Below are 26,470 nucleotides of genomic sequence, written 5' to 3'. Positions count from 1 at the left end.
AATGGTTATTCCTGTTCAGCCTGCGGTGAAACGCCGCGCTGCGACAGCCAGTTGGCCATCTTGCAGTATTGTTCAACAGAGACGTTTTCCGCCCGCATGTTTAAGTCCAATCCAAGCTCGGTCAGCTGGTCTGCTGTAAACAGGTTACCCAAGCTGTTACGGATGGTTTTTCTGCGCTGGTTAAAGGCCTCTGTCGTCAGGCGACCGAGCAGGCGAACGTCCTCTACGGGGTAGGGCAGAGTCGCGTGTGGAATGAGCCTGACGACTGCCGAGTCCACTTTGGGCGCGGGCTTAAAGGCGGTAGGAGGAACTTCCAGCACCGGAATTACTCGGCAGTAATACTGCGCCATCACGCTGAGCCTGCCGTAGGCCTTGCTGTTTTCACTGGCGACCAGGCGATTGACCACTTCTTTTTGCAGCATGAAATGCATGTCGCTGATAGCTCCAGTATAGCTAAAAAGGTGGAACATCAGCGGAGTTGAAATGTTGTAGGGCAGGTTGCCGAACACTCTGAGCGGCTGACCCAGCTCTTTAGACAGCGCCGCGAAGTCAAAGGTCATGGCGTCTTGCTGGTAGATAGTCAACTTGTCTTTCAGTTTGGGGTTGACCGCCAGCCGAGCGGCCAAATCTCTGTCCAGCTCGATAACGTTCAGGTGGTCTATCCGCTCGGCGACGGGCTCGGTCAGTGCCGCAAGCCCGGGGCCGATTTCCAGCATGGCTTGACCCGACAGCGGGTGAATAGCCGAAACAATGCTGTCAATGACATAGGTATCGCTTAAAAAGTTTTGCCCGAAGCGTTTGCGGGCGAAGTGGCCTTGGTGAACTCTATTATTCATTACGATTATTTATCATCTTTATAGCGAGATTAAGAGCAACGGTGAAGCTCCCTGCGTCGGCTTGCCCTGTGGCAGCCAGATCCAGCGCAGTGCCGTGATCGACCGACGTACGGATAAAGGGCAGGCCCAGCGTGATGTTAACGGCTCTGCCAAAGCCCTGATATTTTAATACCGGCAACCCCTGATCGTGGTACATGGCCAGCACGGCGTCGGCATGCTGTAAGTATTTGGGCTGAAACAGCGTGTCGGCGGGCAGAGGCCCAACCAAATTCATCCCGCGCTGGCGCAGTGAGTCCAGTGTGGGAATAATGACGTCAATTTCTTCTCGACCCATATGGCCGCCTTCACCCGCGTGAGGGTTCAGGCCGCAGACATAGATACAGGGCTGAGTAAGGCCAAACTTTTCCTGCAGATCGCGATAAAGGATTTCTATCGTCTCTGTCAGGCTTTGCGGCGTCACGGCCGCGGAGACCTGCGACAGGGGGCGGTGGGTGGTTGCCAGCGCAACGCGCAGCTCTTCTGTCGCCAGCATCATGACCACGCGCTGACGGTGGCTTCTTTCTGCAAAGAATTCGGTATGGCCGGTAAAGGGAACGCCCGCATCGTTAATCACACCCTTGTGCACCGGCCCGGTTATCAGGGCGGCAAATTCGCCGTTCAGGCAGCCGTCGCAGGCGCGAGCAAGGGTTTCTACCACATACTGACCGTTTGCGACGCTGAGCTGACCCGGCGTAGCGGGTGCACGTAGCTCCACTGGCAGCAGAGTAAGAGTACCCGCTTCCTGTGGGCGAGGAGGCTGAGAGGGCGTATAGGGGCGTAATTGCAAAGGCAGCCCCAGATGGGCTGCCCGCTGTTGCAAGAGCTCTGCTGAGGCGCAGACAACCAGTTCAACCGGCCAGCTTTGCTGAGCCAGCTGAACTGTCAGGTCTGGCCCCACGCCGGCGGGTTCCCCCGGCGTGATGACGACCCGCTGTGGGCTACTGTGCAGCGCCACTGCTGTTGTCCATGACTTTCACGTAAGCGCCCGCGCGGACTTCCTGCATCCAGCTTGGTACTTCTTCCGAGAACTTACGGTTAAACAGCATGCGGTAGGCGCGATCTTTTTGCGCCACATCGGTTTTATCAACCTGACGAGACTCCATAAACTGGATCAGATGCCAGCCGAAAGAGGAGCGAACAGGCTGGCTGATTTCGTTTTTCTGCAGGCGCATCAGCGCATCGCGGAAAGCCGGATCGTAAGACTCTGGGGATGACCAGCCAAGGTCGCCGCCCTGTTGAGCCGAGCCCGGATCTTCTGAATATTTACGAGCCGCTTCCTGGAACGAGGTTTTACCGCTCTTGATATCATCGGCAAGAGAGGCAATTTTGGCGCGCGCCTGATCGTCTGTCATTACGATAGAGGGCTTGATCAGAATGTGGCGGGCGTGCACTTCCAGTACGGAAATCGCCTTTTGTTCGCCGCGAATGTCGTTAACCTTCAGTATGTGGAAGCCGACGTTAGATCGAATAGGGCCAACGATGCCGCCTTTCTTCGAGTTTTGCAGATCGTTTGAGAAAATGGACGGCAGCTCTTCCATTTTTGCCCAGCCCATCTGGCCGCCTTTCAGCGCCTGAGGATCGTTGGAGAAGGATGCCGCCAGCTTGCCGAAGTCTGCGCCATTTTTTAGCTGTTCAACCAGATTGGTTGCCAGCTCGTTCGCTTTAGCGACCTGCTCGGCGTTTGGATTCTCCGGCATGGCAATTAGAATGTGGCTAAGGTTAAGCTCAGCGCTGCCGCTGATTTGCTTAGAAATCTGGTTGGCCAGGGCGTCAACTTCCTGTGGCAGGATGGTAACGCGGCGGCGCACTTCGTTGTTTCTGACTTCACTCATCAGCATTTCTTTGCGGATCTGCTCACGATACTTACCGTAGTTGATGCCCTCAGCCGCTAGGCGGCTTTTCAACTGTGCGGGCGCCATGCGGTTCTGGCGGGCGATATCAGCAATGGCGCGGTCGACCTGAGCGTCATCGATTTTAATTCCCATGCGTTCACCCATCTGGGCGATGATGGTGTCCACCACCAGACGCTCGGTAATTTGAGCGCGAAGCGTTCTATCATCAGGAAGCTGCTGACCCGCGCGGCGTGCGCTGTTTTTTACCGACGCCATCATGGTGTTGATGTCGCTTTCCAGAATCACTCCGTTGTTCACAACAACGGCGACGCGATCGACGTGCTGACCCTGCGGCGCGGCAAGCGCGTTAAACGATGCCAACGACATGGATGCCACTGACGTGCACAGCGCTAAGCCGGTAGCCAGCGATTTCCAATTTTTCATTACTTTTTTCATCTCATCATTCGCTTTTAGCGGGTTCATCGTAAAAATAAACAGTTATGTGTTCAGACCGAAGCGTAGGCTCTTAGAAGGCCTGCTGGTAAGGGAGAATGCCCCTTTCCATCATCTTGGTTCCGCCGCGGTTGTAGTTTCTGCTCAGGCCGCGAAGCTCAACGTTGAACGATACTTTATTATCGTACTCGCTGTTGAACTTGTCGCTTTCCCAACCGACGATCTTTCTTTCATAGCGAACGCCGACCGCCCAGCAGCATGTGTTGTACTGAACGCCTATTAGACCATCGGCAGCCTTGTTTAGTTTCGTGTCATAGTAATAGCCGCCCGTCATTGACCAGCGATCGGCAATTGGCCAGGTCGCGATGCCACCAACCTGAGAAATGTCCTGATCGTAGGCCGGGTTCGCCGTTCTGTTTGGCAGCACGGCTGAAATGTACTCACGGCTGGCGTAGCGGTAGCTTAGCTGAAGCACACGTTCGCTGTCTTTACGGTATTCCGCAACGGCGTTGGCAACAGAAATCGTGTCGAGGCGAGTGTCGTATTGAACGCCGCCGCGCAGACCCATGTTGGAGTTAATCTTCCAGAAGGTATCGCCAGCCCAGATAACGCTGCCGGTGTCGCTGTCTTTATCCGTCTTGGAATAGTAGTTACTGTCGTCACCGGTACGGGATCTTTCAAAGAAGTAAATCTGGCCAATAGAGGCGTTAAAGCGCTCGTTTTGCCCTTCGTCGTATACTCGGGTAGTTAAACCTGTAGTGACCTGATTCGCAGAAGATATGCGGTCAAGGCCGCTGTAGGAGCGATCGCGGAACAGGCCCGTGTAGTCAGACTGCAGCAGCGTAGAGTCATAAATATTGATCTCGCTCTGATCTTTATACGGCACGTACAGATACTGGACGCGGGGTTCCAGCGTCTGAGTGTAGTCCTGCCACATATCGATAGGGCGATCGAAAACCAGCTTGCCGGAGATTTTGTACTGCGGCAGTACGCGAGTTACTGAGTCTTTTAGCTGGGCGTTTTTGGCATAGTCAGGAATGTCCTGATTATAGTGAGTCGCCATCAGCTTGAATTCGTTATCGATGCTGCCCCAGCGGTTAGCCAGCGGGAAGCTGAGAGTTGGCTCAAGGTGAGAACGCACGGCCTTCGGGTTGCTGGCGCTCTCGCTGGTAAACTTGGCCACCTGCGCGTAGGTGCGGAGATCGAACCCGGCTAGGTCGTACATATAGTGGTTAAAGTCGACCTGCGGCTCGGCGCGGTAGGCGTTAGCGTTACCGCCGCGAGAGAAGATCTGGAATTTTTTCATTGCCGCAGTGACGTTCCAGTTCTGTGCGCCGTAGCCTACGCTGTATTTCTGGGTGGCGTAGCCGTCGGTGCTGGAGCCGTATTCGCTGTCAAAGTCGCTCAGGTAGCGGTAGTCACTCAGCTTGGTGTAGTCAACGTTAAAGCGCCAGTGCTGGTTCATGACGCCGGAGTGCCGCCAGTAAAACAGCCAGCGGTCGCTGTTCTCTTCATCCGGATAGTCTGTGGAGAATTTGTCGTCACCCTTCAGCCAGTCGAACTCCATCAAGCCAGCACCAGGCGCCAGCAGGTAGCGGAACTCGTTCTGATACTGCATACCGCGTTCAGCGATATAGTGCGGAGTGATGGTGGCATCGAAGTTTGGCGCAATATTCCAGTAGTACGGCAGGGCAAATTCAAGCCCGCTGGTGTTGCTGTACTTGGCATTTGGCAACAGGAAGCCTGAACGACGCTTGTTGCCCGTGGGGAACTGCAAATAGGGGCTGTAGAAAACCGGGACAGGGCCGATTTTAAACCGTGCGTTCCAGATTTCCGCCAGCTCTTCTTCGCTGTCGTGGATAATTTCTGAGCCGACAAGGCTCCAGCTGTTATCGCCGGGCAGACAGGAGGTAAAAGTACCGTTTTCAAGAATGGCGTAGCGGTTGTTTTCCCGCACTTTCATCACGTCAGCCTGACCGCGGCCTTGGCGGCCGACCATCTGATACTGGCCTTCATACAGGTCAGTGTCTTTGCTGTTCAGGTTAGACCACGCTTTTGGCCCGCTGAGCTTGATCATGTTGTCGTCATACCGAACGTTGCCGGTTGCCGTTACGGTGCGCAGCGGATCGGGCTGACCCTCTTGCGGGGTTTGATGCAGTTCAGCTTCATCAGACTTCAGCAGCCGGTTACCCTGTTCAATGACGACGTTCCCGGTAAAAATAGCGCTGGCAGGATAGTTGACCTGACTGTCGTCGGATTCAATGTGAACCGGCAGACTGTTTGGATCGCCTGAAACCAAAGGGCGTTCATACATTGGAACACCGAGCATACACTGCTCGGCAAGCGGGTTGTCGGCCAAGGCGTTTTGGCTGTATAAAGCCATCCAAACGGTGGTGGCCAGCAGAGTGGGGTAACGTTTTTTCATGCGCTTAGTCTTGATATTCCATCTGTTGCGGCTATACCCGATCGTCCTTTGAGCTACGCGGTATTAGCGAGTTCTACCCGTTTTATTCGGCGCTGAGACAGCAAAAAACCTGTCTGAAAAGACAGTCCGAACGTTTCCAAGTATACATGTTAGCAGAAGTAAATCGTGTGAGAGTAGCCTACTCCCGGCTGTTACTCCAGCGTTAAATCTTACCATCACCGTTAGGCGGTTCAATCTTTGGCGAGTATGATAATGCAATTTGCAGTTCGCGGCATGGTCAATTGAGGGCAATATGCAGTATTGGGGAAAAATTCTGGGCGTTTTGCTGGGTATCGTCTCCGGCGGTGGGTTCTGGGCGATTCTTTTTGGGCTGATCGTCGGTCATATGATCGACAATACAAGAAAAGCCCGGCGCGGAGGCTTTTTTGCCAATCAGCAGGCGCGTCAGGCGCTGTTTTTCCAAACCACGTTTCAGGTTATGGGGCACTTGACCAAGTCGAAGGGGCGGGTGACAGAGCTGGATATCAAGAACGCCGCCATGATCATGGACAGAATGCAGCTGTTCGGCACCCGCCGAGAAGAGGCTCAGCAGGCGTTTCGCGAGGGTAAACAGAGTAACTACCCTCTGCGGGCAAAGCTTAAAGAGTTTAGAGCCATTAGCTTTGGGCGCGCCGATCTTTTACGCATGTTTCTCGAGATTCAGCTGCAGGCTGCCTTTGCCGATGGTGAGCTGCACCCCAACGAGCGCCAAGTGCTGCACGTTATTGCCGAAGAGCTGGGCATTTCCCGCATACAGCTAGACAGGCTGTTGGATATGATTCAAAGCGGTCGCCAGTTTGGCGGCGGAGGCGGATGGCAAGGTCAGGGGCAAGGAGGATACCGCCCTCAGTCAGGGCCAACTCTCGCTGACGCCTGTAGCGTGCTCGGCGTTAAGCCCGAAGACGATGCGGCGACCATCAAGCGCGCCTATCGTAAGCTGATGACAGAGCACCACCCAGACAAGCTGGTGGCCAAAGGGCTGCCGCCGGAAATGATGGAACTCGCCAAGCAGAAGGCGCAGGAAATTCAGGCCGCCTACGACTTAATTAAACGGGAAAAGGGGTTTAAATAGCCCACGGAGACCGTATCGCCATGATGAGAGAGAATCTGTTGCTTGTCTTCAGCGGCCTGCCGGGCGTTGGCAAAAGCACTATTGCTAAGGCGCTCGCGGCGCGAACTCAGGCGGTTTATCTAAGAATTGATTCGGCAGAGCAGGCGATTTGCCGCGCAAATGTTCTGCAGCGCGATGTGGGCATCGCTGGGTACGAAGTCTGCTGTGCCATGGCAAAAGATAACCTGTTGCTGGGGCACTGCGTGATAGCGGACTGCGTCAATCCCGTTGACTGGTCTCGCATGCGCTGGCAAGAGGTGGCTCGCGAAGCGGGCGTTCCTTCTTTAGACGTTGAGTTTATCTGTAGTGATGAAGTCGAGCATCGTCGCCGGGTTGAGTCCCGCCAGTCGGATGTGCCCGGACTGACGCTGCCAACCTGGCAGCAGATTATGCATGAAAGAGAGTACTGGCCTTGGAAGGAGCCTAGGATCGTTATCGATACGGCAGGGAAAGACGTAAAGACCTGCGTTGACGAACTGCTTTCTCACCTGAAGGGATGCGAATGACGGCAGTTAGTCGTCACAATAGTCACACCATCTTAGTTATCTACTACATCTATCTATTGCCGCTGTCTGCGGTTAAAAATCCGCCTCACAGGTAAAGTGCATCGGCCCGCCAAACTTCGGATGGGTGATGTGCAGCTCTCGCGCGTGCAGCTGTAGGCGCGGAGCCATGGCTTTTGCTTCTGGATGCGCGTAGAACTTATCCCCAAGAATGGGGTGACCCAGCGCCAGCATGTGAACCCGCAGCTGATGAGAGCGCCCCGTAATCGGCATCAGTAGAACACGTGTTGAGCCGTCCGCATCGCGGCTGAGCACTTGGTATTCGGTTTGCGCGCTTTTACCGGTTTCAAAGCAGACTTTTTGCTTTGGTCTGTTTGGCCAGTCGCAAATAAGCGGCAGATCGACAAGCCCTTCATCTTTTTCCAAATGCCCCCACACCCGCGCGATATAGCTTTTTTTCGGCTCCCGCTCGCGGAACTGGCGCTTGAGCTCTCGCTCGGCGGCCTTGGTTAACGCCACCACCATCACGCCGCTGGTGGCCATGTCCAGTCGGTGAACGGACTCCGCACCGGGGAAATCGCGCTGAACGCGCGTCATGATGCTGTCTCGGTGCTCGGGCGCTTTACCCGGCACCGACAGCAGACCGCTTGGCTTGTTGACCACAATAATGTGGTCGTCCTGATACAGGACGTGGAGCCAGGGCTCGGTTGGCGGATCGTAGTGTTCCATCATGACGCCGTTCCTCGGACTACTGGTGAGTGACAACAATGAGCCGCAGCGCGTCAAGCCGCCAGGTTGCCTGCTTTAGACACTCTAGGATCTGCTGGCGCGTTTGCTCAATGGCTTTTGGCTCGTCGTCCCGAATGGTCGGGTTCACGGCTTTCAGGGCGTTTAGGCGGCTCAGTTCCTGCTCTAGCGTGTCGTCGGCCTCGCGGCGAGCCGCATCGATCAGCACGCTGGCGCGCTCTTCTATCAGGCGTTCGCCCATTTGCAGAACGTCGTGGATCTCTTTTTGAACCGCGTTTACCAGCTTACTGCCAGTATGTCGGTTGACAGCGTTAAGCTGGCGGTTGAAGCTTTCGAACTCCACGCTGCCCGCCAGATCGCTACCCTTGCGGTCAAGCAGCAGGCGAACCGGAGTCGGGGGCAGGAAGCGGGTAAGCTGTAGGTTTTTAGGCGCCTGCGCTTCTACCACGTAAATCAGCTCTACCAGCATGGTGCCGACCGGCAGCGCCCTGTTTTTCAGTAGAGAAACGGCGCTGCTGCCGGTATCTCCCGACAGAATAAGGTCGAGGCCGTTGCGAACGATAGGGTGTTCCCAACTGATGAACTGAGCGTCCTCTCGGGACAGAGCCGTTTCCCTATCGAAGGTAATGGTGCAGCCGTCCTGCGGCAGTCCGGGAAAGTCTGGCACCAGCATGTGGTCGGATGGCGTGAGGATCATGACGTTATCGGTGTCGTCATCCTGATTGATGCCCACGATGTCAAACAGGTTGAGGGTAAAACCGATAAGATCAACGTTGTTGTCCTGCTCGCCGATGTCGTTAGCCAGCGCCTGTGCGCGCTCGCCGCCGTTAGAGTTCATTTCCAGCAGGCGGTCGCGGCCGTTTTCCAGCTGCGCTTTGAGATCAAGGTGCTTTTCACGGCTGCGGGCAATAAAGTCGTCAAAGCCTTCCTGTTTCGACGGTTCAGACAGATAACCCATGAGGTCATCGTGAACGGCGTCGTATACCGGGCGCCCAGTAGGACAGGTGTGTTCAAAGGCGTCGAGCCCTTCATGGAACCAGCGGATAAGGATCGCCTGAGCGGTATCCTCCAGATAGGGCACCATAATGTGGATATCGCGGCTTTGGCCAATACGGTCGAGACGCCCGATGCGCTGTTCCAGCAGGTCTGGATTGAACGGCAAATCGAACATAACCAGGCGGTTAGCAAACTGGAAGTTACGGCCTTCAGAGCCGATCTCAGAACACAGCAGCACTTGAGCGCCGTTGTCGCGCTCGGCGAACCAGGCGGCAGCGCGGTCGCGCTCAACCAGCGATAGCCCCTCGTGGAACACTGCGGCGTAGATGCCTTCGCGTTCGCGAAGCACCTGCTCTAGCTGAAGCGCTGTAGCGGCCTTGGCACAAATCACCAGCACTTTTTCCTGACGGTTTTGCTTTAAGTAGTCAATGAGCCACTGCGCGCGCGGGTCAAAGTTGAGCCAGCTGATGCCGTCGCCTTCCAGTGACTGGAAAATCTGCTCGGGGTAAAGCATATCGTGAGCGCGCGAGGAGAGCGGCTCAGTGCCGTTCATCATGCGGGCGACTTTGAACGCCGTTTGGTACTGTGCGGGTAGCGGCAGCTTGATCTGGTGCAGATAGCGCAGAGGGAAGCCTTTTACCCCCTGACGCGTATTGCGGAACAGCACGCGACTGGTGCCGTGCCTGTCCATCAGCATGGTAACCAGCTCTTGGCGGGCGTTTTCTCCTTCGTCGCTTTTCAGGTTTGCAGCCTTGAGTAGCGGCTCGATGTCCTGTTCGCTAATCAGCTCGCCAAGGGCGTTGAGGGCATCGTTATTCAGAGTCTCTCCACCAACCAGCAGACTGACTGCGTCGGCAACCGGCTTGTATTTTTGCTGTTCAGCAACAAACTCGCGATAGTCGTGGAAGCGGTTTGGATCCAAAAGGCGCAGGCGAGCGAAGTGACTTTCTTGACCAAGCTGTTCTGGCGTCGCGGTCAAAAGCAGAACGGCAGGGATGCTCTGTGCCAGTTGTTCAACGGCCTGATACTGGATGCTGGGCGCAGTTTCACTCCACTCAAGGTGGTGCGCTTCGTCAACGATCAGCATATCCCAGCCAGCGTCAACCATCAGCGCCTGCTGTTTGGCATCGAGCTGGCAAATAAAGTCCAGCGAGCAGATGACCAGCTGTTCCGTTTCAAACGGGTTTTCCGCATCCTGCTGCATGGCTTCTGCCACGCGGGAGTGATCGAACAGAGAGAAGTGCAGATTGAAGCGCCTGAGCATTTCAATCAGCCACTGATGCTGTAGCGTTTCCGGCACGACGATCAGCACGCGGCTTACTTGACCCACCAGTAGCTGCTGGTGAATAATCATACCGGCTTCAATGGTTTTACCTAAACCGACTTCGTCTGCCAGCAGCACGCGCGGTGCGTGGCGGCGGCCCACTTCATGGGCAATGTGCAGCTGATGGGGGATAAGGCTGGCGCGAATGCCGCTCAGGCCGCTCCAAGGCATGCGGTACTGCTCGCTTTGGTACTTTCTGGCGCGATAGCGCAGGCTAAAGCGATCCATGCGGTCGATTTGCCCAGCGAACAGACGGTCCTGCGGCTTACTAAAGGTAAGCTTGCTGTCGAGCATAATTTCCCGCAGGGAGACAGGGGATTCATCACCGTCGACCTTTTGGCCGATATAGGTGAGAACGCCGTCAGTCTCTTTTACCTCATCAACGATGAGCTGCCAGCCTTCATGACTGGTTACGCGATCTCCGGGATTGAATGCAACTCGAGTGATTGGCGCGTCTTTACGCGCGTACAGGCGATTTTCGCCAATGGCGGGAAACAGCAGGGTAACCGTGCGCGCGTCCACTGCGACCACTGTTCCCAATCCTAAATCACTTTCCGTGTCGCTAATCCAGCGTTGACCTACAGTAAAAGGCATATATCTTTCGGCTTCTTAATGGTGATGGGGCTCGCTCGGACAAGCTCAGCCAGCGCGTTTGCTGTGCGGCGAGTATAAAAATTTAAGGGCGATATGGTAATGACAGGCGGTTGTTAAAACAAGCCTAATTGCCCTGTAACCAGCGAATCGAAATTATCATGCATAAACGGCAAAATTGCATCTGCAACCGGTTCGAGCTGTCGAGAGACATAGTGCTGATAGTCGATGGGAGAATGAAGGTTTTCCAGTGGCTCAGGCCCCTGTAGCGTTATCAGGTAGCGAATAATGCCGCCGTTTTGATACTGCAGCGGCCTGCTGTGCGCCTGATTGTAGTCGTCTGCCAGACGAGCCGCTCTGACGTGCGGCGGGACATTTTTCTGGTAGTCGGCCAGTTTACGGCGCAGACGCTTGCTGTAGATCAGCCGGTCGTCAAACTCTCCCTGAAGGGTTTTCTCCACATAGTCGCGTATGAAGGACTGGTAGGGAAGGCCGTGGAAAATAAGCGAATAGAGCTCTTGCTGAAACTGCTGAGCCAGAGGCGTCCAGTCGGTGCGCACGGTTTCCATACCCTTGTAGACGATCTCCTCGCTGCCGTCGTCGCGAACGATAAACCCGGCATAGCGCTTTTTGCTGCCCTCTTCGGCGCCGCGAATGGTGGGCATTAAAAATCGGTTAAAGTGGGTTTCAAATTCTAGTTCCAGAGCGGACTCCAGCCCCATATTTTCTTTCAGTGTCGTCGCCCACCACTGGTTAACGTGGGCGACAAGCTCCCGGCCGATTTTCTGCGCTCGCGGGTTGTCGTGCTTCTCTTTCAGCCAGACAAAGATGGAGTCTGTATCGCCGTAGATAACGTCAAATCCCTGCTGTTCAATCAGTTCGCGGGTTTTGAGCATGATTTCGTGGCCGCGCAGAGTAATCGACGAGGCTAGACGAGGGTCGAAAAAGCGACAGCCGCTGGCGCCGAGAACGCCATAAAAGGCGTTCATAATAATTTTCAGCGCTTGAGAAAGGGGTTTATTGTTCTGTCGCTTGGCCTCTTCTCGACCCTGCCAGATCCCCTTAACGATATCGGGCAGGCAGTGAACGCGGCGGGAAAACTGCGCCTGCCTAAAACCGGGTACGGTGTCCCGGTCGTCGGGGTTGAGTGTGCCCTCAATAAGGCCAACCGGATCGATAAGAAAAGTGCGAATAATCGAGGGGTACAGGCTTTTGTAGTCGAGCACCAGCACGGAGTCGTACAGGCCGGGCGTTGACGACATGACGTAGCCGCCGGGGCTGTGCTCTTCCGGCAGTCGACCTAGGCTAGGCGCAACGAAGCCGATGCGGTGCATACGCGGCAGGTAAAGGTGGCTAAAGGCGGCAACAGAGCCGCCGCTGCGATCGGCAGCCAGACCGGTAACCGTCGCGCGCTCCAGCAGGAACGAGAACATCTGAGTTTTGTCGAAAATGCGCGCCACGAGCACGCAGTCCATCAGGTTATAGTAGGCAAGCGCAGGCTTATCTTCCCGGAACATGCGGTTGATTTCGTCCATGCGCTGATAGGGATTGTTAATCGCCTTGCCTTCGTTAAGCAGCTCGCGGGCAACGTTTTCCAGACTGTAAGAAGGAAAGCTCCAGGTGGCGCTTTTCAACGCTTCAATGCCGTCAATAATCAGCCTGCCGCTGGCGGAGGCGAAAAAATGCCCCTGCTTAAAGCCGTGCTCACGCCACTCAAGGGCACTACCGCCGCGGCCAAACAGCAGGGGAACCCGGTAGCGCTCGGCGTGTTTTTGCAGTACCTGAAGGTCAAACTGCACCAAGTTCCAGCCGATAATCGCGTCGGGGTCGTGCTCTGCCAGCCACTGGTTGAGTTTTTCCAGTATCAGCGGGCGGCTGGCGACGTATTCCACATCTACGCCTTCTGGCGGTGGCTGTTCGCTGTTCTGCGGCCCCAGCATGTAAACCTGACTTTGGCCGCAGCCGTAGAGCCCTATGGAATAAAGCTCACCCCGCTCTGAGGTTTCAATATCCAGCGAGACAAAGCGCAGAGTCGGGCGGTAGTCGGGAGCCGGCTTGAGGCGGGCGTTTTTTACGCTGCCGTCGGCGGCTTTCTCGCCGTCGTACCAAACCGGTGCGGTAATAAATCGCTCCATCAGGTAACGTTCATGAGGACGGATATCCGCCTCGTACAGAGGCACTTCGGCTTCTGTGAGCTGCTTTTCCAGCCGCTGGAGCTGGCGATATTGATTGCAGTACAGCCCGTCAACCGGGCGGCGCTGGAAGTCTTTCATGCTGAGCGGTTTTAGCCAGCAGCCTCGCTCATTAGCGATAAGCTTTTCAACGTCGGCTCGACGATCTGTAGGAACAAAGGCAACGGCCTGCTGGAGGGGGATGCGCAGGCGAACTGGCCCGCTATCGGTGGCAGCCAGTAGTCGACCTCGATACCCGCGGGCGTATCCCGCCAGTGCCGAGTAAGAATAAAACCCTGTTGCGCCGCGCTCACGCCCTATGTTCCTTATGTGAAAATCGGATTTAGGGAGCAGATACTCCCGAGAAAGAGGATAAACAGATTAACATGTATATCCATACAGGTGTTAACGCTTTTACTGCGCAGGACACGCGACTTCAGGGCATACCTAACAAAAATCGTTGCAAACGGTTGGGTTGTGTATAAATTGTGCGGCAGACTGTTTGAATTTTACCGATATTTCGTTTTGAAAAGGATAGCTGACTCATGAAGAGAAAACTTCTTACCCTGTTTACCGCCGCTATGATCTGTTCTACCGTGCAGGCTCAGCCGCAAGAGCTGAATGACGCGGAGCGCACAGAGTCTCTGCTTCAGCTTGGTCGCTTTCAGATGGCTATTGAGAAAAAAGACATTCGCCAGCTGAGCACCTTCATTGACTCAGAGGTTTACCAGCGCGATCACCTCTCCTGGGGAGAGAAAGGGCCGGAAATCTGTTCAGATGAGACTACGAAACTGACTGATGCTGACATTGTGGCGTGCGGTGACAACATTGTTTATCGGCTACAGGCACTTAGCCATATTAAGCCTAATGCAGGAGCTATGCGCGTTGACACCTATAAAATTGAAAACAAAGAAAGCGCGTGCGTAACAACCTTTAGCGGCAGCTTTTCTGCCGAGGCGCTTGGCGATCGCGCGCCGGGGCTGCTTTTACGCATTGAAGTAGACTCTATGGATAATGCTACCGATGAGCAGATTGATGGCTGCGTTGGGCTGGATAACTACTTTTTTACCTTTAAAGACCAGAAGTTAACGCTTACCTCCATTCAGAGTTACCCTTAACTCTCTTGGCTATCCCGCCGTTTCTCGGCGGGATAGTCGATCGCGGTCACATCCTTACGCTTTCATTGCCGCGTAGACTGCAAGTTTAGCGGCGGCATGTTCTACCTTTTAATCAGGTGGCGTTATTTTAGACACAGTTCAGGCGCAGCACGCAGGCGATTTCTCTTGTGCTAAACGGCAGCCGTTATGGCTTTTGCGTCGGTTTTGAAAGAGTAGGAATAGCGAATAATGAAAATACAAATGTGGTCGGATTTTTCCTGTCCGTTTTGCTATATCGGCAAGCGCCATCTTAAAACCGCACTGGCTGCCTGTGGCCTGACGGATCGCGCGGAGCTTGTGTTTCGAAGCTTTGAACTGGATCCGCGAGCGGTATCCCTGCGTGGTGGTGACGTTTATCGCCATCTGGCGGAAAAGTACGATATGAGTATCGAACGGGCGAGGGAGATGACTGAGCACACGGCGCGTCAGGCGGCGTTGACGGGGCTTATTTTCCGCTTTGATCGGCTGATCCCGGCAAATACCTTTGACGCTCACCGACTGCAGCACTTTGCTGCCGAGAGGGGTAAGGCTGACGCGATAGGTGATGCCCTGATGAGCGCATTTTTCAGCGAAGGCGAAACATTTCAGAAAGAGACACGCTGATCGCGCTGGGGGAGCAGGTCGGCCTCAGCGGGCTGAAGTGGGGGAACTGCTGTCCGGCAATCGCTATGGTGACGGGGTGCGAGCGGATGAGGCTCTTGCCCGGCAGATGAAGGTTACGTCGGTGCCATTCTTTATCTTTGACAACAAGTACGCGGTTTCGGGCGCGCAGCCTGTGGACGTGTTTAGCGACGTGCTGATGAAAGTTGAGCAGGAAGCGCAGCGGCTGTCGCGGCTTCGCGATGATAGTTAGGCTGCGGGACACAGCCTAGTATAAGACATGGGATAGGCAGGAGCTAAATCGGCTCCCTGAACGTTAACCCTCAGGAAATACCCAGCAGAGCCGCTGCCGCAGCATTACCCGTTACTAACCCCTGTGTTGAGCCGTCGTAAACAATTTCTCCTTGTTAACTAGCAGCGTTCTGGCGGCGATGCGCTTCGCGTCGTCCAGATTGTGGGAAACCATCAGCAGCGTCAGCTTTTGTTCATCACAGACCTCTTCCAGCAGCGACAGCATGTCAGCACGCAGCGCAGGATCCAGCGCGGAGAAGGGCTCGTCCAGCAGCAGGATAGGCCTGTTGCGCACCAGGCAACGCGCCAGAGCAACCCGCTGTCGCTGGCCGCCGGAGAGCTGAGAGGGCAGACGATCAAGATAGTCTGCTAGACCAACTCTCTGGGCAATATCCAGCCTTTTTTGCCGCTGTTCAGGCGTCAGGCGAAGGCCGGGATCCAGCCCAAGGCCAATGTTTTGTTCAACGGTAAGGTGAGCAAACAGGTTGTTTTCCTGAAACAGAATGGACACCGGCCTTTCTGAAGGCGGCGTGCTGAGATGATCTTGGCCGTTAAGCCATAGCTCCCCGCTTTGGGCAAAGATAAATCCGGCAATAAGATGCAGCAGCGTGCTTTTACCCGCGCCGCTGGGGCCAAGAATAGCGATGCGTTCCCCCGCCTTTGCCTGAAGGTTAAAGCGTAGGGTGAGAGGCGGGTAGGGGTAGCACAGTTCATTAAGTGCGATCATAGCGTCCGGGTAATCGTTCAATCAGGGTAAACAGAGTAAGGCTTACCAGCAGTAGTAAGAGTGAGGTAACGGCCGCGGAGGCGCTGCGGTAGTTGCCCAACTGCTGATAAAGGTAATAGGGTAGTGTGCGAAACTCGTCATTGCCAAACAGCGCGATAACGCCAAAGTCGCCGATAGACAGTACGCAGGCGAAGGCCAGCGCCTGTGCCATTGGTCGTCTAAGGGCGCGAAGCTCAATCCACTTTAGGCGATGATAGCCAGTCATTCCCAAAGACTGGCTCAGGGGCGTGTAGCGCTCAGCCAGATCCCTCATGGGGTTTTCCAAGACTTTTAGTGCGTAGGGAACTGCCATCAGAGCATTGGTAAAAACCACCAGCGCATCCGCAGGCACAGGAAGAGTAACACCTGCACCGACGGCGTGATTCAGCAGCAGGAAAAAGCCCGTCGCCAGAACGATAGCGGGCATCGCCAATATTACCGTGCCGCAGGCTTCAAGTCGGCCTCCCCACGGGCTGTGGCGCAGCTTGAGCTCCCGGCTGCTCCACAATAGCATGATGGTCAGCGTCAGACACAGCAGCCCAGAGGCAGCGGCAATGCGCACTGAGGTCAATGTCGCCTGCCAGAGAGCAGGCTGACTTAAAACACTGGGCGCTGCGTTGTTGAGGCCGTCGATAACGACTGACAGCAGCGGAGGAATCAGAAACAGAACTGTTGCGATAATCAAGAGGCTGTCGGCGATCCGGCGCGGCAGCGAGTCGTTAGGATCCCGCCAACGCTGTGCATAAGTCGCACCAACAGGAGAGACTGCGTTAAGCCGTTGGCTGACAGAAATAACCAGCAGGCAGCAGAACAGCTGGATCAAACCCAGCAGCGCGGCGCGCTGAAGGTCAAAGTCGTAATAGAGCGCCTGATAGATAGCTAGCTCAATAGTTGTCGCCTTAGGGCCTCCACCGAGGGTCAGTACGGTAGCGAAGCTGGCAAAGCACAGCATAAAAATTAGCGCGCCGGTAGGTAGGATCTGGCGCCTTAGAGCAGGCCATTCAATAAAGCGAAAGCGCTGCCAGTGGTTCATTCCCAACTGAGCTGCCAGCATGCGCTGCTCGACGGCAATGCCTTCCAGCGACTGTAGCAGAAGCCGGGTTGCCAGAGGCATATTAAAGAATGCATGAGCCAGCAGAATTCCCGTCAGGCCGTAGATGGAGAACGTTGGCGTAAAGCCCATCAGGCGTAAAAGCTGAGAGAGCCAACCCTGCTGACCGTAAACGCTCAATAGCCCGAATACCGCCACCAGCACTGGCAGCACCAGCGTCATAGCGCACAGGCGAAGCAGCAGGGCTTTCCCACAAACTCCCGGCGAAACAGCGCTCCGGCAATAAAAATGGCGGGAAAAATGGCAATAACGGCGGACAGCAGCGCCTGCCAGAACGTAAATCGCACCACGTGCCACAGATAGTCGTCCCTTAGCAGTGAACTCAGATTGTCTGCCGGTGCGTATAGCCACAGGGAGACAAACGCGGTGAGCGCTACGGTGACAATCAGGCTGCCGGACAGCAGCCCCGGCCACAGCCAGGGCGCTATCAGCGGCTGACGGCGCTTTGCCACGTTCGGATCCACGAGGCTCGGTTAGCGTCAACCTCTTCTGCGCTAAACTGCAGCGCGCTGGCGGGCTTGGTCAGCTGGTTGAATGCCTCTGGTAGTGGGATATCTGTTGCAGGATACATCCAGTTTTTCGTCGGTATAGCGTTCTGGAAAGCAGGCGTCATGATAAACGCCATAAACTGGCTTGCCAGTTCTGGCTGTTTGCTGGACTTGAGCCGTCCCGCAACTTCTACCTGTAAATAGTGCCCTTCTTCAAACGGTGCGGCGACGTAGCGGTCGGTTTTTTCTTCAACGATGTGGTAGGCCGGGGAGGTGGTATAGCTGAGCACCAGATCGGCTTCGCCTTTTAAAAACAGCTTATAGGCCTCACTCCATCCCTTAGTCACTGTGACGGTTTTCTTCGCCAGCTTTTGCCACGCCTGTGACGTCTCGTCACCGTACAGTTTCTGCATCCACAGCATTAGGCCCTGACCTGGGGTGCTGGTTCGCGGATCCTGATAGACCACGCGCCATTTTTGCGGATCGTCCAGCAGCGCTTTCATGCTGCTGGGCGGCGTCGTCAGGGTTTCTTTATTGTAGACAAAGGCGAAATAGCCGTAGTCATAGGGAATAAAGGTATCGTCTTGCCAGCCGCCGGGAACGGTCAGATTTTTCAATCCGTCATTGAGGGCGTGAGGGGCAAACAGGCCGGTTTTTCTCGCGGCGGCGATCAGATTGTTGTCTAGGCCAAGCACAACGTCAGCGCGGCTGTTGCTGCCTTCCATTCTCAGGCGATTTAGCAGGGAGACGCCGTCAGATAGGGGAACCAGATTCAAGGTGCATCCGCACTCGCTTTCGAAGGCTTGCTTAACGCTAGGGCCAGGGCCCCATTCAGAGGCGAAAGAGTCATAGGTATAGACTGTTAGCGTAGGCTTGTCGTCAGCCGCCAGAGCGGGCGTAGAAGCCAGCAGCAGCGCTGCAATAGTCAGTCTTTTTAACACGTTGCTCTCCTGTTTATTCAATCAGCTTGTTAAGTCAGCGATAAAGCCAGTGCGAAAGGTCAAAGGCGGAGAGTAAAGGGTGTTGAGACAGCGGCGCGTTCAGCGGCAGACAAAAGTCGAACGCGTTCTCAAATCCCTCCGCCGGCACTAACCGGATCAGGTTCTACGGGTAAGGTTCAGGCAGTTGAACGCATTCTCAGCTTAGTCTGTGTTCTGCCATCGGATATAGCGGCAGAACACAGCCTGATATAAGCACCCCGTTGAGGTATCAGCATTGTAGTGGCTCTTGCCGCGCGGAGAAAGCGCGATTTACGCCCAGCGCGCAGCAAGGGGGAATTACCCCATAAGTTTATGCCAGTAAAGGGATATGGGCACGATAAGAATTAGCGCAGGCAGGAAGTTCACCACGGCAAACGACTTGATTTGCGCGATGCGAAGCCCAACGGCGATCATCAGGATCCCCCCACAGGCGGAAAAGTCTCCCAGCGTTATCTCATTCATAAAGGGCATGATAAGGCGGGTTGAATAAAACAGCGTAGCCTGAATCGCCAGTTGGGGAAGGGCTATGGTCATCACCCCGACGCCCAGTGAAGTGGCGAAAATAGCGGCGGTAAACACGTCCAGTAGCGACTTGACCAGCAAAAGCTGATAGTCGCCGGTCATGCCCTCTGTGAGTGAGCCTACTACGCCAGTGCCGCTGGCGCAGAACAGTACGATCAGCGCGCTAAAGTTCTGGCTGTACACCTCTTGCGTCATACCGTGATGCCGCTGGGGGACAACGCGAGACAGTGCGCGTTGAACACAAGTGCCAAACCGCTGAACGCCTTTCTCCATATAGCAAAGTTCACCAATGGCGACCCCAAGGATCAGCGCCAGTGCGACGGCGGGCAGCTGCTGCACCTTGATGGTCATTATGATGCCCATGGCGATAGAGGTCATGGCAAACGCGGCGGGAAGGCCTTCTCTCAATCTCTGTGGGATGAAGGGCGCCAAAACGAGGCCGAGGGCGCCGCCAAAAAAGATGGCGGCACCGTTGAGATATGGACCTATCATGCACTTTTCCTAAAGTTAATAAACTAAACGCCAAGCGCTGGAGCGGCGCGTTATAAGTGAAACGCCGCGGGTCAGTGTACGGTTTTTTCGTCGCTGAAGAGTAGGCGTTTGCTGCGCAGGCAGATCGGATAACCTTAGAGGAACCGAGAATAGCGCGCTTGGGTAGTAAAGAAGTTATTCAATTTTGTCGAAATGTCGCGAAACAGTAAATAGCACAGCGTGAGATAAATGAGTATTTTTCTCACGCTGTCTCGCTTTTAAATGTTTGGTCAGGCGTTAGGCTTCTTTTAGCAGGTGTAGAATCTTTGCCAGTGAGGAGGGAGATACGTCGGAATGATTAAACCGAAGGTCGGGGCGCAGGCACTCTTGTTCCTCTTTGAGTGTATCAATACCGGAGAAAGCCTGAGGTGGCGGAAGCAAGAATGCGCCTAGGAGCAGCGCGCTAAACACTAGAGTTAGCAGACTGACATAGTACCGATTTTTCCGGGAGGCCGCTTTTTGGATGGTTTCAGGAGCAACCCAGTCTGTCTGGAGCAAACTGATGTTATGGAGATAGTCGCTTTCTGGCTGATTGACCGTTTCCTCTGGTTTGTTAGACAGTTCTACGCTGTCGAGTTGAGGTGATGCCACTACTGTGATGTCACCATCGACAGCAGGCTCTGAGCTTTCGGTTTCTGGCGTCAGGGCTATGCAGTAGGCTTTATCGAGAAGGTAACCTTTCCTCGGAACGGTTTTTATCACCTTCTGATTCTTTCCGCAGTCCTCTAGTGCAGCACGCAGCGCGTGGATAGCGTTAGGGAGACTGTTTTGGCCGATGACGCGCTTTTCCCAAACCAGCGCATTCAGGCGGTCTCTGGAAAATATCGTGTCAGGGCTTTCGCTCAAAATCATCAGGAGCCTGAATTGGAACTCACCGAGGCGTTTGATCTCTCGGGTCTTTTGGTGGATCAGGGAATCGGTCGTGCTATCGAGTAGCCAACCGTTAATCGCGTAATGTACCTGTGTGCTATCAGTATTCATTAAAAGTTTGCCTTGTAAACGGCACTTTGAGCAATAGGTAACAGATGGGGCCGATCGGTGCAAAACGGGAACGGTTCCCGGCGCTTTCTTCCTGAAGACGCGATCGGACGGCCGCACAAGAGAATAAAAGTACGGCATCGCTATCGGTCAAAATGTGGTTTTAAAACTATTCAGTGTATTTAAGACTTAACTATCTTTGCGCTATATATTAGCAGTGAACATATTAATACGTTAATGAAGGGAAATAATCAATAATCCGAATAGAGTAATATGTAATTATTTTGTTTTTATCTGTATGTTTTTTAATGAAATAATATTTGTATGATATTTGAGTAAGAATGTGTTTCATCGTGAAAATTTTTATTAATTTATTGATTTGTATTCTAATTATAAATTAATAATCTTTGTTTCTATTTTGTTTAAATTATGTGTGTTTTGTTATTTAAATTAATGAAAAGAGTGTGGGGGATAATATATTAATGTAGGTCGGTCTGATGAGATTATTATGAAATCAGGCTGCTGACAAACCATACTAAATTAGCTTCAGCGGATATTCCGGCCGAAAATACGGCCTATTTATATCGCTATTGTGCTCGGCCGGAAGAGCGCCTTTATTAGCCTTAGGTGGGCGTCGGGCCTACCGTTCCTACGGGCAGTTATGAAGCCCTTCGGGCTTCACCCTAAAGGGCCAGCGCTAGCGCTGTTCAAACCGGCAAGGCCGGTTTGTCGTTGGCTTACGCCAAGTCGACCCCAACGGACAACGCCTTTAGGCGTTGAACAACACGAAGTGTTGGCCCGAAGGGCGAGCGAAGCGAGTAGCGCTCTCCCTCCGTTTAGCTCCGTAATATACTTAAATTCTATTTGAGATCTTTGTCATCAATCTGAAATAAGCCTCCTTGCGGAGGCTTATTTATGTTTATGGTGTATTAGCGTAAGAACGCGGGCTGCTTTGCCTCATAGGCGCTGATAGCGTCATTATGTTGCAGGGTCAGACCGATGCTGTCCAGGCCGTTAATCATGCAGTGCTTGCGGAAGGGATCGATAGTAAAGGCATACTCTTTACTACCGGCAATCACTTTCTGATTTTCCAAATCGACGGTAAAGGTAACGCCCTCTTGAGCGCCTACCAGTGCGAACAGTTCGTCAATTTCCGCCTCTGCCAGTGTGACCGGCAGCAGCTGGTTGTTAAACGAGTTGCCGTAAAAAATATCGGCAAAGCTTAGCGCAATCACCACTTTGAAGCCGTAGTCGGTCAGCGCCCACGGCGCGTGCTCGCGGGACGAGCCGCAGCCAAAGTTTTCCCGCGCCAGCAGAATGGATGCGCTCTTATAGCGCGGCTTGTTCAGCACAAAGTCTGGATTGGGCTGTTGCCCTGCGTCGTCCAGAAAACGCCAGTCGTTGAACAGATGCTGGCCAAAGCCGGTACGGGTGACCTTTTGCAGAAACTGCTTAGGAATAATGGCGTCCGTATCTACGTTGGCGGCGTCTAGCGGCACTACGATGCCGGTATGTTGAGTAAACTTCGTCATTCTGTTGTCTCCTTAAGCCAGCGAACGGATGTCGGCAAAGTGGCCGCTGACGGCGGCAGCGGCGGCCATCGCGGGGCTGACCAAGTGGGTGCGTCCGCCTCGGCCCTGACGGCCTTCAAAGTTGCGGTTACTGGTTGAAGCACAGCGCTCGCCGGGCTCTAACCGATCGTTGTTCATTGCCAGACACATGGAGCATCCGGGCAGACGCCATTCAAAACCGGCTTCGATAAAGATCTTGTCCAGACCTTCCTCTTCGGCCTGCGCTTTTACCGGGCCTGAGCCAGGCACGACCATGGCAACAACGCCGGGAGCCACTTTGCGCCCTTTGGCAACCGCTGCGGCAGCGCGCAGATCTTCAATGCGGGAGTTAGTACAGGAGCCGATAAACACCTTGTCGATAGCGACGTCGGTCATCTTTTGGCCTGCCTGCAGATTCATATAGGCCAGCGCTTTTTCCGCTGAAGCGCGCTCAACAGGATCGCTGATAGCAGCCGGATCGGGAATATTCTGGTCAACGGCCATTACCTGTCCGGGGTTGGTGCCCCAAGTCACCTGCGGGGCGATCTCTTCGGCGTTTAATGTGACAACTGCGTCAAAGGTGGCTCCCGGATCGGACTTCAGCGTACGCCAATAGGCGACGGCTTCGTCCCACTGCTCAGGCTTGGGTGCGAACTGGCGGCCTTTCACGTAGCTGAAGGTCACGTCGTCCGGCGCAACCAGCCCGGCCTTGGCGCCCATTTCAATCGCCATGTTACACAGGGTCATGCGGCCTTCCATCGACAGCGCCTCAATGGCGTCGCCGCAGAATTCCACTACGTGGCCGGTGCCGCCTGCGTGGCCAATTTTACCAATGATTGCCAGTACGATGTCCTTTGCCGTGATGCCCGGTGCGGTAGCGCCGTTCACTTCGATTTTCATCGTTTTGGCACGCGCCTGCTTCAGAGTTTGCGTCGCCAGCACGTGTTCCACTTCGGAGGTACCGATGCCGAAGGCCAGCGAACCGAACGCGCCGTGGGTGGCTGTATGGGAGTCGCCGCACACGATAGTCATGCCAGGCAGAGTCATACCCTGTTCTGGCCCGATCACGTGCACGATGCCCTGATAAGGGTGGTTCAGATCGTACAGAGAGACGTTGAACTCTTTACAGTTTTTAATCAGTTCCTGCATCTGGATGCGGGCCATTTCGCCGCAGGCGTTGATGTCTTTGGTCTGAGTTGAAACGTTGTGATCCATCGTGGCAAAGGTTTTCCCCGGCTGGCGAACCGGGCGCTTCATGGCGCGCAGGCCGTCAAATGCCTGAGGAGAAGTGACTTCGTGCACCAGATGGCGGTCAATGTACAGCAGGGGCGTTTCGTTCGTTGCCTCATACACTACGTGAGCGTCATAGATCTTTTGATACAGTGTTTTGGCCATTGTCTGAGACATAGTTATGCTCCTTCTGCGACGAACTGAGCGATAGCGTCGCCCATTTGACTGGTAGATACAGACGGGCCGCTGCCCGCTAAGTCACCGGTGCGGAATCCCTGCGCCAGCGCCTTGTTGACCGCGTTCTCAATAGCGTCAGCCGCGTCGTTAGCGTTCAGGCTGTAGCGCATCAGTAAAGACAGCGATAGGATCTGGGCGATCGGGTTGGCGATGTTTTTACCCGCGATATCAGGCGCAGAGCCGCCTGCCGGTTCGTACAGGCCAAAGCCTTTGTCGTTCAGGCTGGCTGACGGCAGCATGCCCATTGAGCCGGTGATCATCGCACATTCGTCGGACAGGATGTCGCCGAACAGGTTGGAGCACAGCACCACGTCAAACTGTGACGGCTCTTTCACCATCTGCATCGTCGCGTTGTCGATATACATGTGGTTCAGCTCCACATCGGGATACTGTTTGGCAATTTCTGTCACCACTTCGCGCCACAGGATGGAGGTTTGCAGCACGTTGGACTTGTCAATCGAGGTCACCTTGGAGCGGCGCTTGCGTGCCGCTTCGAAAGCGATGTGGGCAATACGCTCAATTTCAAAGCGATGATACACCTCGGTATCAAAGGCTCTTTCCTGTGGGCCACTGCCTTCGCGCCCTTTAGGCTGGCCGAAGTAAATGCCGCCGGTCAGTTCGCGCACGCACAGAATGTCGAACCCTTTGTGGGCGATGTCGCTTCTTAACGGGCTGAAGTCTTCCAGACCTTTGTACAGGCTGGCTGGGCGCAGGTTAGAAAACAGCTGGAAGTGTTTACGCAGGGGCAGCAGGGCACCGCGTTCCGGCTGTTCGTCAGGCGGCAGGTGTACCCATTTGGGGCCGCCAACCGAACCGAACAGCACTGCGTCAGCCTTTTCACAGCCTTCCAGCGTTTGCGGCGGCAGCGGCATGCCGTGGCGATCGATAGCAGCGCCGCCGACGTCATACTCTTGCGTCGTGATGTCCATAGCGAAACGCTGGCGTACGGCGTTTAACACCTTTATCGCCTGCTGCATGACTTCTGGGCCGATGCCGTCTCCCGGTAGAACGGCAATGTGATAGGAACGCGTCATAGTTGCTCTTTACCTCTATTGTTTATTTTTAATAATGCTAAACCAATTAGACTGCTGACAAACCATCCTTATAAGCTTTAGAGGATATTCCGACCGAAAATACGGCCTACTTATATCACCATCGTGCTCGGTCGGGAGGGCGCTTGTATTAGCTTTGGGAGTGCGGCGGGCCTAGCCCTCCTACGGGCAGTTATGAAGCCCTTCGGGCTTCACCCTAAAGGGCCAGCGCTAGCGCTGTTCAAACCGGCAAGGCCGGTTTGTCGTTGGCTTACGCCAAGTCGACCCCAACGGAGGCCTCTCCCGCCGTTTGACTCCGTAAGTTTTATTCAAGACCTTTGTCAACAATCTCAATGTCGTTTTTATTTAAACGTGCGCCAGCTTCTGCTTTTGCGCTTCCACCTGCTGGGCGCGCCATACGTGGTTCAGCACGTGCACCAGCGCCAGCGCAGATGACTCGACGATGTCGGTTGCCAGACCCATACCGTGGAAGCGTCGCCCTTCATATTCCGCCACGATGTCTACCTGACCCAGCGCGTCTTTACCCTGGCCTTTGGCGGTCAACTGGTATTTGACGATAGAAATTGGGTACTCAGCGATACGGTTGATAGCCTGATAAACTGCGTCTACAGGGCCGTTGCCGGTAGCGGCTTCTGACTTCACTTCACCGTCGCAGATCAGGCGCACAGTAGCGGTCGCCATCAGGTTGGTGCCTGACTGCACGCTGAAGTAGTCCAGCGAGAAGCGATCCTGTTCTTCCTGCTGCTTGCTGATAAAGACCAGCGCTTCCAAGTCGTAGTCGAACACTTGGCCTTTTTTGTCAGCCAGCTTCAGGAAGTTGGCATACAGTTCGTCCAGTGAGTAGTCGTTTTCGCTATAGCCCATCGATTCCATGCGGTGCTTCACGGCGGCGCGGCCAGAGCGAGAGGTCAAGTTCAGCTGTACTTGGCTATAGCCAATGGATTCCGGCGTCATGATTTCGTAGGTTTGGCGATTTTTCAGCACGCCGTCCTGATGGATACCGGAAGAGTGCGCGTAAGCGTTTGAACCTACGACCGCTTTGTTGCCGGGTACAGGCATATTACACAGCTGGCTGACTAACTGACTGGTGCGGTAGATTTCCTGATGGTTGATATTGGTGTGCACACCCAGAATGTCCTGACGTACTTTGATGGCCATGATGACTTCTTCCAGCGCACAGTTCCCGGCGCGCTCCCCGATGCCGTTCATCGCTCCTTCAATTTGACGGGCGCCTGCCTGCACGGCAGTGATGGAGTTGGCGACGGACATGCCCAGATCGTCGTGGCAGTGGACGGAGATGATAGCTTTATCGATGTTAGGAACGCGCTGGTACAGGCTTTCGATGATGCCGCCGAACTGGCGGGGAACGGTGTAGCCGACCGTATCGGGAATGTTAATGGTGGTAGCACCGGCGCCGATGGCGGCTTCGACGATGCGGCACAGGTTGTCTATTGGCGTACGCCCTGCGTCTTCACAGGAGAATTCGACATCGTCACTGTAGTTACGAGCGCGCTTGACTGAGCGAACAGCCATTTCCATAACGTCTTCAAACGAGCGCTTCAGCTTGGATTCAACGTGCAGCGTAGAGGTCGCCAAAAATACGTGAATGCGGAAGGCTTCAGCGACGCGCAGCGCTTCGGCGGCGACGTCAATATCTTTATCCACACAGCGGGCCAGAGCGCAGACGCGACTGTTCTTAATCTGGCGAGCGATAGCCTGTACGGATTCAAAGTCACCGGGGGAGGATACCGGAAAGCCCACTTCCATAACGTCAACGCCCATGCGCTCTAGCGCCAGAGCTATCTGCATTTTTTCTTTTACATTCAGACTGGCCTGCAGCGCCTGCTCGCCGTCGCGCAGGGTGGTATCGAAGATAATGACTTGTTGGCTCATGACGTGTTCCTTTCAGT

General features: G+C 54.6%; 18 protein-coding genes, 3 pseudogenes and 1 riboswitch. Of the genes and pseudogenes, 5 read left to right on the top strand and 16 right to left on the bottom strand.

The window, feature by feature from the left end:
* Window positions 1-5: 5 nt before the first annotated feature.
* The 4 genes from rsmA to lptD all read right to left on the bottom strand — a co-directional run bounded on the left by rsmA (window position 6) and on the right by lptD (window position 5,585).
* Complete coding sequence (gene rsmA / locus DQM29_RS12865) at window positions 6-836, bottom strand: 16S rRNA (adenine(1518)-N(6)/adenine(1519)-N(6))-dimethyltransferase RsmA (protein ID WP_111741061.1); 831 nt, start codon at window positions 834-836, stop codon at window positions 6-8.
* A complete protein-coding gene (gene pdxA / locus DQM29_RS12860) occupies window positions 829-1,830 on the bottom strand; it encodes a 4-hydroxythreonine-4-phosphate dehydrogenase PdxA (protein WP_111741060.1) in 1,002 nt (333 codons plus the stop codon). Before pdxA ends, rsmA begins: the two co-directional genes overlap by 8 nt.
* Window positions 1,814-3,151, bottom strand: a complete 1,338-nt coding sequence (gene surA / locus DQM29_RS12855) for a peptidylprolyl isomerase SurA (protein ID WP_111742092.1) — start codon at window positions 3,149-3,151, stop codon at window positions 1,814-1,816. Before surA ends, pdxA begins: the two co-directional genes overlap by 17 nt.
* A gap of 82 nt (window positions 3,152-3,233) precedes the next feature.
* The gene (lptD, locus tag DQM29_RS12850) at window positions 3,234-5,585 is read right to left on the bottom strand and encodes an LPS assembly protein LptD (RefSeq protein ID WP_111741059.1); all 2,352 of its coding nucleotides are present in this window, start codon (window positions 5,583-5,585) and stop codon (window positions 3,234-3,236) included.
* A 292-nt stretch (window positions 5,586-5,877) separates the two neighbouring features.
* Here lptD and djlA point away from each other — a divergent pair, with 292 nt between their 5' ends.
* Window positions 5,878-6,696: a co-chaperone DjlA gene (gene djlA, locus DQM29_RS12845; protein ID WP_111741058.1), complete on the top strand. Its 819-nt coding sequence runs from the start codon at window positions 5,878-5,880 to the stop codon at window positions 6,694-6,696.
* A gap of 20 nt (window positions 6,697-6,716) precedes the next feature.
* The gene (locus DQM29_RS12840; RefSeq protein ID WP_170126531.1) at window positions 6,717-7,241 is read left to right on the top strand and encodes a P-loop nucleotide/nucleoside kinase family protein; all 525 of its coding nucleotides are present in this window, start codon (window positions 6,717-6,719) and stop codon (window positions 7,239-7,241) included.
* Window positions 7,242-7,313: 72 nt separating this feature from the next.
* On the opposite strand, the gene rluA is transcribed toward DQM29_RS12840, so the two are convergent.
* The 3 genes and pseudogenes from rluA to DQM29_RS12825 form a co-directional block, all read right to left on the bottom strand.
* Window positions 7,314-7,967 carry a bifunctional tRNA pseudouridine(32) synthase/23S rRNA pseudouridine(746) synthase RluA gene (gene rluA / locus DQM29_RS12835; RefSeq protein ID WP_111742090.1) on the bottom strand — a complete coding sequence of 218 codons (654 nt, stop codon included), beginning with the start codon at window positions 7,965-7,967 and terminating at the stop codon, window positions 7,314-7,316.
* Between the two features lie 19 nt (window positions 7,968-7,986).
* Window positions 7,987-10,899, bottom strand: a complete 2,913-nt coding sequence (gene rapA / locus DQM29_RS12830; protein WP_111741057.1) for an RNA polymerase-associated protein RapA — start codon at window positions 10,897-10,899, stop codon at window positions 7,987-7,989.
* Window positions 10,900-11,012: 113 nt separating this feature from the next.
* A pseudogene (locus tag DQM29_RS12825) lies at window positions 11,013-13,381 on the bottom strand (DNA polymerase II).
* A 231-nt stretch (window positions 13,382-13,612) separates the two neighbouring features.
* Between DQM29_RS12825 and DQM29_RS12820 the strand changes: the two are divergent.
* From DQM29_RS12820 to DQM29_RS18585, 3 genes are all read left to right on the top strand, one after another.
* Complete coding sequence (locus tag DQM29_RS12820) at window positions 13,613-14,185, top strand: hypothetical protein (protein ID WP_111741056.1); 573 nt, start codon at window positions 13,613-13,615, stop codon at window positions 14,183-14,185.
* Window positions 14,186-14,413: 228 nt separating this feature from the next.
* Window positions 14,414-14,827 (top strand): DsbA family oxidoreductase, encoded by a 414-nt coding sequence (locus DQM29_RS18590; protein ID WP_197708826.1) that lies wholly within the window; start codon window positions 14,414-14,416, stop codon window positions 14,825-14,827.
* Between the two features lie 37 nt (window positions 14,828-14,864).
* A complete protein-coding gene (locus tag DQM29_RS18585) occupies window positions 14,865-15,077 on the top strand; it encodes a DsbA family oxidoreductase (protein WP_197708825.1) in 213 nt (70 codons plus the stop codon).
* A gap of 70 nt (window positions 15,078-15,147) precedes the next feature.
* Here DQM29_RS18585 and thiQ read toward each other — a convergent pair.
* From thiQ to leuA, 9 genes and pseudogenes are all read right to left on the bottom strand, one after another.
* Window positions 15,148-15,842 (bottom strand): annotated as a pseudogene (thiQ, locus tag DQM29_RS12810) (thiamine ABC transporter ATP-binding protein ThiQ).
* Window positions 15,829-17,444 (bottom strand): annotated as a pseudogene (gene thiP / locus DQM29_RS12805) (thiamine/thiamine pyrophosphate ABC transporter permease ThiP). Before thiP ends, thiQ begins: the two co-directional pseudogenes overlap by 14 nt.
* A complete protein-coding gene (gene thiB / locus DQM29_RS12800; RefSeq protein ID WP_111741055.1) occupies window positions 17,420-18,421 on the bottom strand; it encodes a thiamine ABC transporter substrate binding subunit in 1,002 nt (333 codons plus the stop codon). The pseudogene thiP and the gene thiB overlap by 25 nt, the downstream one beginning before the upstream one ends.
* A gap of 115 nt (window positions 18,422-18,536) precedes the next feature.
* Window positions 18,537-18,691, bottom strand: a riboswitch (TPP riboswitch).
* Between the two features lie 66 nt (window positions 18,692-18,757).
* Complete coding sequence (locus DQM29_RS12795) at window positions 18,758-19,474, bottom strand: DUF554 domain-containing protein (protein WP_111741054.1); 717 nt, start codon at window positions 19,472-19,474, stop codon at window positions 18,758-18,760.
* 276 nt (window positions 19,475-19,750) lie between these two features.
* Window positions 19,751-20,494, bottom strand: a complete 744-nt coding sequence (locus DQM29_RS12790) for a winged helix-turn-helix domain-containing protein (protein ID WP_170126530.1) — start codon at window positions 20,492-20,494, stop codon at window positions 19,751-19,753.
* Window positions 20,495-21,420: 926 nt separating this feature from the next.
* Window positions 21,421-22,023 carry a 3-isopropylmalate dehydratase small subunit gene (gene leuD, locus DQM29_RS12785; protein WP_111741052.1) on the bottom strand — a complete coding sequence of 201 codons (603 nt, stop codon included), beginning with the start codon at window positions 22,021-22,023 and terminating at the stop codon, window positions 21,421-21,423.
* A 12-nt stretch (window positions 22,024-22,035) separates the two neighbouring features.
* Window positions 22,036-23,436 carry a 3-isopropylmalate dehydratase large subunit gene (gene leuC, locus DQM29_RS12780; protein ID WP_170126586.1) on the bottom strand — a complete coding sequence of 467 codons (1,401 nt, stop codon included), beginning with the start codon at window positions 23,434-23,436 and terminating at the stop codon, window positions 22,036-22,038.
* A gap of 14 nt (window positions 23,437-23,450) precedes the next feature.
* Window positions 23,451-24,542 carry a 3-isopropylmalate dehydrogenase gene (leuB, locus tag DQM29_RS12775; protein ID WP_111741050.1) on the bottom strand — a complete coding sequence of 364 codons (1,092 nt, stop codon included), beginning with the start codon at window positions 24,540-24,542 and terminating at the stop codon, window positions 23,451-23,453.
* Between the two features lie 363 nt (window positions 24,543-24,905).
* A complete protein-coding gene (gene leuA, locus DQM29_RS12770; protein WP_111741049.1) occupies window positions 24,906-26,453 on the bottom strand; it encodes a 2-isopropylmalate synthase in 1,548 nt (515 codons plus the stop codon).
* Window positions 26,454-26,470: the final 17 nt, after the last annotated feature.

Source organism: Leminorella richardii, assembly GCF_900478135.1.
GTDB classification, from domain to species: Bacteria; Pseudomonadota; Gammaproteobacteria; order Enterobacterales; family Enterobacteriaceae; genus Leminorella; species Leminorella richardii.
Note: the sequence above shows the minus strand (reverse complement) of the source record. Positions and strands in the feature narration are given on the sequence as shown.

Excerpts from the sequence above, each read along its gene's own strand:
- rsmA (WP_111741061.1), bottom strand. The coding sequence starts at position 836 with ATGAATAATAGAGTTCACCAAGGCCACTTCGCCCGCAAACGCTTCGGG.
- surA (WP_111742092.1), bottom strand. The coding sequence starts at position 3,151 with ATGAAAAATTGGAAATCGCTGGCTACCGGCTTAGCGCTGTGCACGTCA.
- lptD (WP_111741059.1), bottom strand. The coding sequence starts at position 5,585 with ATGAAAAAACGTTACCCCACTCTGCTGGCCACCACCGTTTGGATGGCT.
- djlA (WP_111741058.1), top strand. The coding sequence starts at position 5,878 with ATGCAGTATTGGGGAAAAATTCTGGGCGTTTTGCTGGGTATCGTCTCC.
- DQM29_RS12840 (WP_170126531.1), top strand. The coding sequence starts at position 6,717 with ATGATGAGAGAGAATCTGTTGCTTGTCTTCAGCGGCCTGCCGGGCGTT.
- rluA (WP_111742090.1), bottom strand. The coding sequence starts at position 7,967 with ATGGAACACTACGATCCGCCAACCGAGCCCTGGCTCCACGTCCTGTAT.
- rapA (WP_111741057.1), bottom strand. The coding sequence starts at position 10,899 with ATGCCTTTTACTGTAGGTCAACGCTGGATTAGCGACACGGAAAGTGAT.
- DQM29_RS12820 (WP_111741056.1), top strand. The coding sequence starts at position 13,613 with ATGAAGAGAAAACTTCTTACCCTGTTTACCGCCGCTATGATCTGTTCT.
- DQM29_RS18590 (WP_197708826.1), top strand. The coding sequence starts at position 14,414 with ATGAAAATACAAATGTGGTCGGATTTTTCCTGTCCGTTTTGCTATATC.
- DQM29_RS12795 (WP_111741054.1), bottom strand. The coding sequence starts at position 19,474 with ATGATAGGTCCATATCTCAACGGTGCCGCCATCTTTTTTGGCGGCGCC.
- DQM29_RS12790 (WP_170126530.1), bottom strand. The coding sequence starts at position 20,494 with ATGAATACTGATAGCACACAGGTACATTACGCGATTAACGGTTGGCTA.
- leuD (WP_111741052.1), bottom strand. The coding sequence starts at position 22,023 with ATGACGAAGTTTACTCAACATACCGGCATCGTAGTGCCGCTAGACGCC.
- leuC (WP_170126586.1), bottom strand. The coding sequence starts at position 23,436 with ATGGCCAAAACACTGTATCAAAAGATCTATGACGCTCACGTAGTGTAT.
- leuB (WP_111741050.1), bottom strand. The coding sequence starts at position 24,542 with ATGACGCGTTCCTATCACATTGCCGTTCTACCGGGAGACGGCATCGGC.
- leuA (WP_111741049.1), bottom strand. The coding sequence starts at position 26,453 with ATGAGCCAACAAGTCATTATCTTCGATACCACCCTGCGCGACGGCGAG.